12 protein-coding genes are annotated in these 12,236 nt (G+C 64.8%); 10 read left to right on the forward strand and 2 right to left on the reverse strand.

Translation table 11 applies throughout. The features are described from left to right. The first annotated feature begins 1 nt into the window (after position 1). From cyoB to ABIB28_RS01175, 7 genes are all read left to right on the forward strand, one after another. On the forward strand, positions 2 to 2,020 hold the full coding sequence (cyoB, locus tag ABIB28_RS01145) for a cytochrome o ubiquinol oxidase subunit I (RefSeq protein WP_133188399.1): 2,019 nt from the start codon (positions 2 to 4) through the stop codon (positions 2,018 to 2,020). Beyond that, positions 2,017 to 2,655 (forward strand): cytochrome o ubiquinol oxidase subunit III, encoded by a 639-nt coding sequence (gene cyoC / locus ABIB28_RS01150; protein ID WP_133188401.1) that lies wholly within the window; start codon positions 2,017 to 2,019, stop codon positions 2,653 to 2,655. The genes cyoB and cyoC overlap by 4 nt, the downstream gene beginning before the upstream one ends. Then, positions 2,652 to 3,071 carry a cytochrome o ubiquinol oxidase subunit IV gene (gene cyoD / locus ABIB28_RS01155; RefSeq protein ID WP_133188403.1) on the forward strand — a complete coding sequence of 140 codons (420 nt, stop codon included), beginning with the start codon at positions 2,652 to 2,654 and terminating at the stop codon, positions 3,069 to 3,071. The genes cyoC and cyoD overlap by 4 nt, the downstream gene beginning before the upstream one ends. After that, on the forward strand, positions 3,068 to 3,763 hold the full coding sequence (locus ABIB28_RS01160; protein WP_354285761.1) for an SURF1 family protein: 696 nt from the start codon (positions 3,068 to 3,070) through the stop codon (positions 3,761 to 3,763). The genes cyoD and ABIB28_RS01160 overlap by 4 nt, the downstream gene beginning before the upstream one ends. Next, positions 3,760 to 5,043 (forward strand): ATP-binding protein, encoded by a 1,284-nt coding sequence (locus tag ABIB28_RS01165; protein WP_133188407.1) that lies wholly within the window; start codon positions 3,760 to 3,762, stop codon positions 5,041 to 5,043. Before ABIB28_RS01160 ends, ABIB28_RS01165 begins: the two co-directional genes overlap by 4 nt. Beyond that, positions 5,040 to 5,582: a response regulator transcription factor gene (locus ABIB28_RS01170; protein ID WP_354285763.1), complete on the forward strand. Its 543-nt coding sequence runs from the start codon at positions 5,040 to 5,042 to the stop codon at positions 5,580 to 5,582. Before ABIB28_RS01165 ends, ABIB28_RS01170 begins: the two co-directional genes overlap by 4 nt. Before the next feature lie 75 nt (positions 5,583 to 5,657). Further along, positions 5,658 to 6,767, forward strand: coding sequence for an NADH:flavin oxidoreductase/NADH oxidase (locus ABIB28_RS01175; RefSeq protein ID WP_354285765.1), 1,110 nt, complete (start codon positions 5,658 to 5,660; stop codon positions 6,765 to 6,767). A 58-nt stretch (positions 6,768 to 6,825) separates the two neighbouring features. Here ABIB28_RS01175 and ABIB28_RS01180 read toward each other — a convergent pair whose 3' ends face one another. Beyond that, on the reverse strand, positions 6,826 to 9,180 hold the full coding sequence (locus tag ABIB28_RS01180; protein WP_354285767.1) for a putative bifunctional diguanylate cyclase/phosphodiesterase: 2,355 nt from the start codon (positions 9,178 to 9,180) through the stop codon (positions 6,826 to 6,828). A 1-nt stretch (position 9,181) separates the two neighbouring features. Further along, positions 9,182 to 9,775: a methylamine utilization protein gene (locus ABIB28_RS01185; protein ID WP_354285769.1), complete on the reverse strand. Its 594-nt coding sequence runs from the start codon at positions 9,773 to 9,775 to the stop codon at positions 9,182 to 9,184. 134 nt (positions 9,776 to 9,909) lie between these two features. On the opposite strand from ABIB28_RS01185, the gene ABIB28_RS01190 reads away from it, so the two are divergent. The 3 genes from ABIB28_RS01190 to ABIB28_RS01200 all read left to right on the forward strand — a co-directional run bounded on the left by ABIB28_RS01190 (position 9,910) and on the right by ABIB28_RS01200 (position 11,951). Beyond that, entirely contained in the window at positions 9,910 to 10,788 is an 879-nt protein-coding gene (locus ABIB28_RS01190) for a DUF3034 family protein (RefSeq protein WP_354285770.1), read from the forward strand. A 15-nt stretch (positions 10,789 to 10,803) separates the two neighbouring features. Next, complete coding sequence (locus tag ABIB28_RS01195; RefSeq protein ID WP_354285772.1) at positions 10,804 to 11,268, forward strand: group I truncated hemoglobin; 465 nt, start codon at positions 10,804 to 10,806, stop codon at positions 11,266 to 11,268. A gap of 68 nt (positions 11,269 to 11,336) precedes the next feature. Next, complete coding sequence (locus ABIB28_RS01200) at positions 11,337 to 11,951, forward strand: TetR/AcrR family transcriptional regulator (protein WP_133188415.1); 615 nt, start codon at positions 11,337 to 11,339, stop codon at positions 11,949 to 11,951. Positions 11,952 to 12,236: the final 285 nt, after the last annotated feature.

Here is a 12,236-nt window from a genome sequence, read left to right on the forward strand (position 1 = left end):
CATGAGAGATGTACACCCAGTGGTCAGCCCGCTTCTCGGGCGTCTGACGCTCGATGCGTTGCCCCTTCACGAATTGCCCGTGCTGCTCGCCTTTGGCGGCGTCACGGTCGGCGGCCTCGCGCTGCTCGCGATCATCACCTACTTCAAGGCGTGGGGATGGCTGTGGCGCGACTGGTTCACCTCGGTGGACCACAAGAAGATCGGCATCATGTATGTGATCCTCGCGCTGGTCATGTTCCTGCGCGGCTTCTCCGACGCCCTCATGATGCGCGCGCAGCAGGCGATGGCGTTCGGCGACAACGCCGGGTACCTTCCGCCCGACCACTATAACCAGATTTTCACCGCGCACGGTGTGATCATGATCTTCTTCGTGGCGATGCCGCTGGTCGTCGGGCTGATGAACTTCGTCGTCCCGCTGCAGATCGGCGCGCGCGACGTGTCGTTCCCGTATCTCAACAATTTCAGCTTCTGGCTGACCGCGTCGGGCGCGATCATCACGATGATCTCGCTGTTTGTCGGCAACTACGCGCGCACCGGCTGGCTCGCGATGCCGCCGCTCTCGGGGATGGAGGCGAGCCCGGACGTCGGGGTCGACTACTACATCTGGGGGCTGCAGATCGCCGGTCTCGGCACGTTGCTCTCGGGCGTCAATCTGCTCGCGACCATCGTCAAGATGCGCGCGCCCGGCATGACGCTGTTCAAGATGCCGATCTTCGTGTGGACTGCGCTTTGCACCAACACGCTGATCGTCGCCGCCTTCCCGGTGCTGACCGCCGTGCTCGCGATCCTGTCGCTCGACCGTCTGCTCGGGATGCAGTTCTTCACCAACGGCCTCGGCGGCAACCCGATGATGTACGTCAACCTCATCTGGATCTGGGGTCACCCGGAGGTCTACATCCTCATCCTGCCGGCGTTCGGCATCTATTCCGAGGTCGTCGCGACCTTCTCGCAGAAGCGCCTCTTCGGCTACACGTCGATGGTCTATGCCACGATCGTCATCACGATCCTCGCCTACCTCGTCTGGCTCCACCACTTCTTCACGATGGGTTCGGGCGCGAGCGTCAACTCGTTCTTCGCGATCACCACGATGATCATCTCGATCCCGACGGGCGCGAAGATCTTCAACTGGCTGTTCACGATGTACCACGGCCGCATCCGCTATGAGCTGCCGATGATGTGGACGGTCGCCTTCATGCTGACCTTCACGATCGGCGGGATGACCGGCGTGTTGCTCGCCGTGCCGCCAGCCGACTTCGTGCTGCACAACTCGCTGTTCCTGGTGGCGCATTTCCACAACGTCATCATCGGCGGTACGCTGTTCGGCATGTTCGCGGGCATCAACTTCTGGTGGCCCAAGGCATTCGGCTTCAAGCTCGACCGGGTATGGGGCAAGCGCTCGTTCTGGTTGTGGGTCGTCGGTTTCTGGACCGCCTTCGCACCGCTCTACGTGCTCGGCCTGATGGGTGTGACGCGCCGCTTGAGCCACTTCGACGATGCCTCGTACCAGCCCTACTTCATCGTCGCGGCGATCGGCGCGGCAATGATCGCGGGTGGCATCGGCTGCATGGCGATCCAGTTCTTCGTCAGCATCCGCGATCGCAACACCGAGCGGCTGCGCGACCTGACTGGCGATCCGTGGGATGGCCGTACGCTCGAATGGTCGACCTCGTCGCCGCCGCCAGACTACAACTTCGCGTTCACCCCGATCGTCTATGACAACGATGCGTTCTGGGACATGAAGACGCGCGGCTTCGAGCGTCCGACCGCAGGCTTCAAGGCGATCCACATGCCCAAGAACGCCGCCGCCGGCGTCATCATCGGCCTGATCAGCGTTGGCTTCGGCTTTGCAATGATCTGGTACATCTGGTGGCTGGCGATTGCTTCGCTGGTAGCGATGCTCGGCGTCTCGATCTGGCATTCGTTCAACTACAAGCGCGATTTCCACATCCCCGTGGAGGACGTGATCCGCACCGAAGACGAGCGCACGCGCCTCCTCGCAGCGCAGAAGGTTGTGGCATGAGCACCGAACTGACCCACGAACAGATCACCGGCGGCGGGAAGCCGGTGTTCTTCGATTTCGACGAGCACGATCATCCCGAGGGCGGCAGCACGATGCTGGGCTTCTGGATGTACCTGATGAGCGATTGCCTCATCTTTGCGGTGCTGTTCGCTTGCTACGGGGTGCTTGGGCACGGCTATGGCGGCGGCAAGGGCCCGAAGGAGCTGTTCGAACTCCCGCTGGTCGCGTTCAACACCGCGATGCTGCTGTTCTCGTCGCTGACGTACGGCATCGCCATGTTGACGATGGAGAAGGGCAGCGTTCGCCAGGTGCAGTTCTGGCTGGTCGTCACCGGCCTGTTCGGCCTGACCTTCCTCGGCGTCGAGATGTACGAGTTCAGCAACTTGATCGCGGAGGGCAATGGCCCGTCGCGCAGCGCGTTCCTTTCGGCCTTCTTCACGCTGGTCGGCACGCACGGCTTTCACGTCACTTGCGGCTTGATCTGGCTGACCACTCTCGTCATCCAGATCGGGACGCATGGCCTTGGCCAGGCCAATCGCCGCCGCCTGCAGTGCCTCAGCATGTTCTGGCACTTCCTCGACGTCATCTGGATCGGCGTCTTCACCATCGTCTATCTCATGGGAGTGCTCGGATGAGCGCCGATACGCACAGCGCACATGCGCCCGAATACGACGCCGGCGCCGGCGGCTACCATGACGCGCATGGCGACGACATGCCGCACGGTTCGATGCGCGATTACGTCATCGGCTTCATACTCTCGGTCATCCTGACGGCGATCCCGTTCGCGCTGGTCATGACCGGGGCACTCGATCACACGTGGACCGCGATCCTGGTGCTCGGCTCCGCGCTGATCCAGGTGTTCGTCCACATGATCTACTTCCTGCACATGAAGACGAGCAACGAAGGTGGCTGGTCGTTCATCGCGCTGCTGTTCACGCTGATCGTCATCGTCATAACGCTGTCGGGATCGATCTGGGTGATGTATCACATGAACGCCAACATGATGCCGATGAGCCCCGCCATGTCGTCCGAGACGATGAGCCAGCAATGAGACGGTCCCCCGCGACGATGGCTGCGCTGCTGGTCGTCGCGGGGGTTTTGTGTGCCGGGCTGATCGGGCTCGGTATCTGGCAGATCCAGCGGCTCAGTTGGAAACTCGCGCTGATCGCATCGGTCGAACAGCGCGTCCACGCCGCCCCAATCCCCGCACCCGGCCCCGAACGTTGGGCCACGATCAGCGCGACGCAGGACGGCTATCGTCATGTCCGCATCGCCGGTCGCTACCGCGATGACGCGACGGTGTTCGTTCAAGCCGTGACCGAACGCGGTCCCGGTTTCTGGGCGATGACCCCGCTCGTCTCCGATCGCCGCTTCACCGTTCTCATCAACCGCGGCTTCGTTACGGATCGCCGAACGCCGGCAGGCGGCGCTGCGAGCGTTAGCGGGCTGCTGCGCCCGAGCGAGCCCGGCGGCGGCTTCTTGCGCAGCAACGACCCAGCGGCAAACCGCTGGTATTCGCGCGACGTGGCAGCGATTGCCGCTGCGCGGCGACTTGGTCCGGTTGCGCCCTATTTCATCGATGCAGAGGCAGGACCGCCGGGACGCAGGCCGGTCGGCGGGCTGACCGTCATCCGCTTTTCGAACAATCATCTCGTCTACGCGCTCACCTGGTTCGCGCTCGCGGTGATGGTTGCCGGTGCCGCAGCGATGCTCGTGCGCAGCCAGCGGCGCGACGCTGCATGAGCGCCCCGCTCCCGCCGCTCGATACGACCGGGCGCGACAATCTCCGGCAATTGATCAATTTGCGCTGGCTCGCGGTCGGTGGCCAGTTCGCGACGATCTTGGTTGCGCAATTCCTCATGGGTCTGACGCTGCCGCTGGCGCCGATGCTACTGGTCGTCGGCGGGCTGGTCCTGCTCAACGTCGTCAGCATCACGCAACTGCCGCGCCGTGTCGCGATCTCGAATGGCGAACTCTTCGCCAGCCTGTTGCTCGACGTCGGCGCGCTTACCGCCCTGCTCTATCAAAGCGGCGGCGCGACCAACCCGTTCATCGCGCTGTATCTCGTCCAAATCGTGCTCGGCGCGATCCTGCTCGAGGCGTGGTCGAGTTGGGCCCTGGTCGCGGTGACGATCGCCGCCTTCGCCCTGCTCGCCGAGGTGCATATGCCGCTGCTCTTGCCGCAGCGCTTCTCCTACGACTGGAGCGATCTGTATGTGCTCGGTTCGCTGATCTGCTTCGTGCTGATCGCGGTGCTGATCGTCGGCTTCGTCACGCGGATCAACCGAAACCTGCGGATGCGCGACGCGCGGCTCGCGACGATGCGCCAGCAGGCTGCCGAGGAGGATCATATCGTCCGCATGGGCCTGCTCGCGACCGGCGCGGCGCATGAGCTCGGGACGCCGCTCGCCTCGCTCTCGGTGATCGTCAACGATTGGGGGCATTCCCCCGCGTTGCGTGCACAGCCGGGCCTCGCCGAGGAAATCGAGGACATGCGCGTCGCGCTGACGCGCTGCAAGACGATCGTCACCGGCATCCTGATGGCGGCGGGTGAAGCGCGCGGCGAGCATCCGACGATCACCAGCGTCCATCGCTTCTGCGACGAAGTCGTCGCCGAATGGCGCGTACAGAATTCGGACGACGCGATCGTCTTCCGCAACCGCTTCGGCAACGATCGTGCGATTGTCGCCGATACCGCGGTCAAGCAGATGATCTGGAATTTGCTCGACAATGCCAAGGAAGCGTCGGGCCAGCCGATCACGCTCGAGGTCGCGCGCGACGGGCCGTCGCTGCTGTTCGCGGTGAGCGATACCGGGCCGGGCTTCGCGCCTGAGATGCTTGCCAATATCGGCAAGCCGTATCACTCGACGCGCGACCGGCTCGGCAGTGGGCTGGGGCTGTTCCTCGTCGTCAACGCAATGCGCAAGCTCGGCGGGTCGGTCGAAGCGCGCAATCGCCCGAGTGGCGGCGCGGTCGTCACGTTGACCTTGCCGCTCTCGGCACTGGAGTGGGATGGCGTATGAGCGAGAAGCATCTGTTGATCGTCGAGGACGATGGCGCGTTCGCCCGCACGCTGCGCCGCTCGTTCGAGCGCCGCGGATATGAGGTCGAGGTCGCTGCCGACCAGGGAGCCGTGACGAGCGCGCTTGCCGAGCGTACGCCCGATTTTGCGGTGGTCGATCTCAAGCTCGGCGCGACCTCGGGGTTGGCGTGCGTCCAGGCGATCCATGCGCATGATGCCACCACGCGGATCGTCGTGCTGACGGGCTATGCCAGCATCGCGACCGCGGTCGAGGCGATCAAGCTCGGCGCGACCAACTATCTCGCCAAGCCGTCGAACACCGACGATATCGAGGCGGCGTTCGGCCAGACCGACGGCGCGGCGGCGGGCAATGTCGACACGCCGCTGACCAACCGCCCGACCTCGATCAAGACGCTCGAATGGGAGCATATCCACCAGACGCTCGCGGCGAACGATTTCAACATCTCCGAGACGGCGCGCCAGCTCGGAATGCACCGCCGCACACTCGCGCGGAAGCTCGAGAAGCAGACCGTCAAATAACCTTGCCCTTTGTGGGCGGCGTGCGGCCAAACGCGCATCCGTGCGTTGCAGCGATCGTCTTACCCGGAGTGTTTCATGCCAGGCCCAAAACTGTTCGAGCCGATCGCCATCGGCGGTCTCGCGCTGCGCAATCGCATCGTGATCGCCCCGATGTGCCAATATTCCGCGGTCGATGGTGCGATGACCGATTGGCACCTGATCCATCTCGGCCAGCTGGCGCTCTCGGGCGCTGGCCTGCTGACGATCGAGGCCAGCGCGGTGCTGCCCGAGGGGCGGATCAGCTATGGCGATGTCGGGCTGTGGAACGACGCGACCGAGGCCGCGCTTGCGGGCGTCATCGCCAGCATCCGGCGGCATTCCGACATGCCGATCGCGATTCAGCTGTCGCATGCCGGCCGCAAGGCATCGACCGACCTGCCGTGGCACGGCGGCAAGCAGATCGCGCCATCGGCGCCGAATGGCTGGCAGACCGAAGCGCCGTCGGCCGCCGCCTTCGCGGAGGGCGAGAACCCCCCGCTCGCACTCGATCGTGACGGCCTTGCCCGGATTCGCGATGCCTTTGCCGCATCCGCCACGCGCGCGGCGCGGCTCGGGATCGATTTGGTCCAGCTCCACGCGGCGCACGGCTATCTGCTCCACCAATTCCTCTCGCCGCTGTCGAACCACCGCGATGACGACTATGGTGGCAGCCTCGAGAACCGGCTGCGCTTTCCGCTCGAAGTGTTCGATGCGGTGCGGGCGGCCTTCCCCGCCGACAAGCCCGTCACGATGCGCGTCTCTGGTACCGATTGGGTCGAGGGCGGTTGGGACGTGGATGGCACGATCGCCTTCGCACGGGCGCTCGAGGCGCGCGGGTGCGCGGCGATCCACGTGTCGAGCGGTGGGCTCGATCCGCGCCAGGCGATCCCGGTCGGCCCCAACTATCAGGTCCCGCTCGCGCGTGCGGTCAAACAGGCGGTAACGATCCCCGTCGTCGCGGTCGGTCTCATCACCGAGTTCGAACAGGCCGAGGCGATCATCGGAACCGGCGATGCCGACATGATCGCGCTGGCGCGGACGATCCTCTACGATCCGCGCTGGCCGTGGCATGCCGCGGCGCATCTCGGCGCGCGTGTCGCTGCGCCAAACCAATATCTGCGCTCGCAGCCGCGCCAGCACAGCCGCTTGTTCGACCTGCCGGACTGATCGGGCGCAGGCGTCGCCGGCCTGCTCCCGACCTCTAATCGAACGTGGCGGCTGGCCGTCAGGCCGCCGCGCTCATCGCGCTGCCAATCATCGCCGCGACCATATTGCCTTCGATCGGGCGGCTGAACAGATACCCCTGAATGCTGCTGCACCCCTGCCCGCGCAGCTCGCTCAACTGGTCGCGGTCCTCGACACCCTCGGCGGTCGTCTCCATGTGGAGCGCGGTCGCCAAGTCGACGATCGCGCGGACGATCGCCGCCGCGCTGCGGTCCTCGGCGACCGCGTCGACGAAACTCTTGTCGATCTTGATCTTGTCGAACGGGAAGCTGCGCAGATAGCTGAGCGACGAATAGCCGGTCCCGAAATCGTCGAGCGCGATCCGCACACCCATCGCGCGCAATTTGTGGAGCAGCGTGACGACGGTCGTCTCGCCATCGAGAAACACCGACTCGGTGATCTCGATCTCGAGCCGGTCGGGGGAGAGCCCGCTATGGCTCAACGCCTGGAAGATGACGTTCGGGAAGCCCGAATTGCGAAATTGCAGCGGCGAGACATTGACCGCGACGCGGACATGCGCCGGCCAGGCGGTCGCTTGACGACACGCCTCCTGCATCACCCAATCGCCGATCGCGATGATCAGGCCGGTCTCCTCGGCAACCGAAATGAACTCGATCGGCGGGACGTTGCCGCGCGTCGGATGCTCCCAGCGCAACAACGCCTCGAAGCCGCCGATCCGATCGCGCTTGAGATCGAAGATCGGCTGGAAGTTGAGCCGGAACTGGCCACTCTGGATCGCTTCGCGCAAGTCGAGCTCGAGCGCACGCCGCTTGCGCGCTGCGGCATCGAGCGCGGGCTCGAAGAAGCGGAATACCCCGCGGCCGTCCTGCTTGGCACGATACAGCGCGAGGTCGGCATTCTTGAGCAGCGCATCGCTGTCGGCGCCGTCGTTCGGGCTGATCGCGATGCCGATGCTGGCCCCGGTAGCGATCTGGTGCCCTTCAACGAGCAACGGGCTGCGCATCTCATCGAGGATCGCTTGCGCCAAAGCGCGCGGGCGATCGACATCGTCATGATCGGCGAGGATGATCGCGAACTCGTCGCCGCCAAGCCGCGCGACGACTGCATCGCTGGCGATACGCGAGAGGATGTCGCCCATCTGGCGGAGCAAAGCGTCGCCGATCGGGTGGCCGAGCGAATCGTTGATCCCCTTGAACCCGTCGAGATCGAGGCACAGCAAGGTCGTGCGCTGTCCGCGTTTGAGCGAACGCTGCAATTCGGACTCGAGCTGCTGGCAGAAATAGGTGCGGTTTGGCAGGCTGGTCAGCGTGTCGTGGAACGCGAGATGCGTGATGCGATGCTCCCGCTCGACGATACCCGCCGACATCCGGTTGAAGCTCTGCGCGAGCCGCCCGACCTCGTCGTCGCTCTCGACCAGCAGTTCGGTGCGCGTGCCTTCCTCGAGCGCGCGCGCGGCCGCATCGAGCGCTGCGATCGGACGGGCGATCCCGTTCGCCAAGCGGCGGCTGCCGAGCAGGACGAGCAGCAGCCCCATCACACCGGCGAGCGCGATACCAACCTCCATCGTGCGATACGCCGCCATCGCCGCTGCCCAAGGATAGCTCAGCAACAGGACCGCGCTCGGCTTGCCCGCCGGCCCGAGCAACGGCTTGGCGAGCGCCAGCGCATCGCCATCGGGCAGGGCAAGAAACGCCGGCTCGCTGCGCCCGCCGATCGCGGTCGCGACGAATGCGTCGAGCGCCCGCGACCCGGCAACGTCGCTCGATACGCCGTGCCACGATCCCTTCGCATCGCGTGTCAGGATCGTCGCGGCGAGCGGGATGGCGGACAGATGCTGCAACGCCGCCATCTCGGCGCGATCGAGCGGAAGCGCGAACGTGACCCAACCGATTTCATTCGGGGCGAGGACCGGTGCTACGATGAGCCGGAATGCGCCGGTTCGCGTGGCGATGACCGCCTCGGTCCGGCCGCGCGCGAGGGTGGTCGGCACGCTCGCGATCGCACGCCGCACGTCGCCCGAGCCAGTACCGAAAACTTGCCCCTGAAGATCTACGAAGAATGCCTGCGGCACGTCGGCGCGGGTGCGCAACGACGCGAGGGCAGACTCGATCGTCGGCCGATCGCCGCTCGCGACCGCCGAGCGGAAGCCGAAATCGCGCGTCAGCACCGACGCGCTGTCCATAAGCGCGTGCGCGCGCATCGCCCAAATACGATCGTAGACGCTGCCGCTGGTCCGCAACTCGGCGCGGACCGCGTCGCGGGCCTGCCCCCAGATCACGAGCTGCCCGACGATTGCGACAACGAGCAGGCTGGCCGCGAACAGCACGCCATATTGCACCGCGAGCCGCGTGCGCAGATGCCGGAAGCGCCACCGCGGCAGGGCCCGTACGGTCATCTCAGCGCCCGCGAATGGTGTAGGTGGTGGTGTACCCGGTCGCAGTCACCGTGGCCGATTGAGACAGCATATTGTCGGGCGCGCGGATTGATGGATGCCATACGCGGATCGTCGCGCCCCCAACCGGGACGTCCGCGATCGTCGCGTGCCCCTTCGCGTCCGATTGCACCGCATAAGGCGTTTCGACGACGATGATCGACCCGTTCATCGCATCGTGGATATTACAGCCGAGGGCGACGACGCCGGGCTTGTCGAAGACGACAGAGCGAGTCTCATCCTTGCCGTACAGCTTCAAGTCGAACTTGCGCGCTTTCGAGAAGGAATAGACGTGGTGGCGCACCTTGTCGCGATTGGGAAAGCTGACCGTCGCCCCGACCGGCACGATCAGCACGTGCGGGACGAACGCGATATTCTGCTGCGCCATCTCGTACGGACCGCCCGGCTTCATCGCGCCGGCCGGTTTGCGGGGGGTATCGACGAGCACCACCGCGCCAGCGAGCGGTTTGCCATCGGCGCCGATCACGTCGACCGAAACGGTCGCCGCGAAGGCCGGAAACGAACATGCGAGCGCCGCGGCCGCTCCGGTGAATCGCATAACATGGATTAACATCACACCCGGCTAAGCCGGAAAGGTGGCGAAAACGTAAAATTCGCATTTACGGAACCCTAAGGGTCTTTCCCTAGGCAAACGGCGGCGCCTGCACTTCAGCCGGCGTGGGTGGGCGTATCATGTTTCGACACTTTCAGGCTCTGGTCGTTTGCGTGCTCGCCTTGCTGTGCGCGTCTCCCGCCTTCGCCGGCGAATTGCGCCAGGGCGGCAAATTGATGCTGACGAGCGGGGTCTCGACCGTCGAGGGATCGGCCGGCGGCGGACTGGCGACTTGGGCGCTGATCGCGGGCAATGAGACCGATGCCGGGATCGGCGGCAGCGCGCATGCGACCATCGTCGCGCTGCCCGATTTCGACCTGAAGAGCGTCGGCGGCGCGATCGGCCTGCACAATCGCGTTGAATTCTCCTACGCGCACCAGAGCTTCGACACGCGCCAGGCGGGCGCGACGCTCGGGCTCGGGCACAACTTCACGTTTGGCCAGGACGTGTTCGGTGCAAAACTGCGCGTGATCGGCGATGCGGTGTATGATCAGGACCGCGTGCTGCCGCAAATCTCGATCGGCGTGCAGTATCACCGCGCTGCCAAGAGCGCGATCATCGCGGCGGTCGGCGGCAAGCACGCGCAGGGCACCGATTTCCTGCTGTCTGCGAGCAAGGTCGTGCTCGCGCGCAGTCTCGTTCTCGGCGCGACGGTTCGCTTCACCAAGGCCAATCAGTTCGGGCTGCTCGGTTTTGGCGGCGACCGGAGCGATGCCTATCACGCCGAATTCGAAGGGTCGGCTGGTCTGCTCGTCTCGCGCCGCCTGCTGCTTGGCGCCGAGATTCGGACCAAGCCCGACAATCTCGGTTTCGCGCGCGAGCGCAAAGCGGTGGATGCGTTTGCGGCGTGGCAATTCGAGCGCCATCTGACGGTGACTGCCGCCTATGCCGATCTCGGCAGTATCGCGACCTTCAAGCGCCAGCGCGGCGCATTCCTTTCGCTCCAGGCGAGCTTTTGAGGTAGGCGCGTTCCCATGGTACTTCTTGCTCTCGCGCTCGCGCTTCAGACCACGCCGCCTGGCGAGGATCCCGTCGATCCCTATCCGCACAGCAACGCCAATGCCGGAGCGACGCCGTTCAAGGGCAGCGCGATGCTCGTCGCGTTCCACGGGCGTGCAGGCGTGGACCGGATCGCCGACGATCTCGTCACGCGCATCGTGATCGACCCGCGGATCGCCGATATCTTCAAAGGCCAGGACGAGGTGCGGTTGCGGCGGCTGCTCAAGGAGCAGTTCTGTTACATCCTCAACGGCGGCTGCGGTTATAGTGGACGCACGATGCGCGAAGGCCACAAGAACCTCGGACTGCAGACCGCCGACGTCGGCGCCCTCGTCGAGGATCTCCAGGCGGCGATGCGCAAGGAAGGCGTGCCCTTCGCCGCGCAAAATCGCTTTCTCGCCAAGCTCGCGCCGATCAAGCGCGATGCGGTTGAACGCTAGGTTCGCTGACACGTCTCACGTGTGACAGGTCTGGACGTCGCGGGCAGAATGCCTATATACCGACCGGTATGAATAGCGTTTGCTCCCCCTCGGCGCCGAAAGGCAGGCCGCGTGAGTTCGACATTGACGAGGCACTGGGCCAGGCTTTGCTGGTGTTCTGGCGCAACGGCTATGAGGCCGCGTCGATGACCGAGCTGACCAGTGCGATGGGCATCACCAAGCCAAGCCTGTACGCTGCGTTCGGCAATAAGGAGCAGCTGTTCCACAAGGCGCTCGACCTCTACGAGCGCGAAAAACTGGCCTATATGACGTCGGCGCTCGAAGCACCGACGGCGCGGGGTGTCGCCGAACGCTTGCTGCGCGGATCGCTCGAAATGCAGATGAGCACGTGCGATCCCAAGGGTTGCCTCGGGGTGATCAGCGCCGCGACCTGCGGCGCCGAGGCCGAACCGATCAAGGCCGAGGTCGTCAAGCGGCGCGCCTCTTCCGAGGCAGCGCTGGTCAAGCGCTTCGCCGAGGCACAGGCCGCGGGCGAATTCCCCGAAGGTATGACGCCCGAGGCGCTGACCCGCTTCCTCTTCGCGATCCTGCAAGGCCTCGCGCTGCAAGGCGGATCGGGCGCGACCTGCGCTGAGCTTTCGCAACTCGTCGAGACCAGCATGGCGGTTTGGCCGACCCAATAAAAACTTGTCGATAAATATTCAGACCGGTACAGAATGCCGTTGACGCACGCCTTTGGCGCTTTATATACCGAACGGTATTGAAGCTGGATCCTAACGCGGAACCGGTAGCGGCAAAAGGGTCTGTGCCCATGACCAACACGATCACCTGACTGAAGGGTCCGTCGGTAATGCCGCGGGCCTTTTCTACACTTTCCAAAGCTTGATCAGCAGGAAGCATGTGCTTCCTGGCATGATTTCTCACGCCCATCGCGCGGCTACCGCAGACGAAGCCTCGTCTGCGTAGGG

This window comes from Sphingomonas sp. UYEF23 (assembly GCF_040546165.1).
Classification (GTDB): domain Bacteria; phylum Pseudomonadota; class Alphaproteobacteria; order Sphingomonadales; family Sphingomonadaceae; genus Sphingomonas; species Sphingomonas glacialis.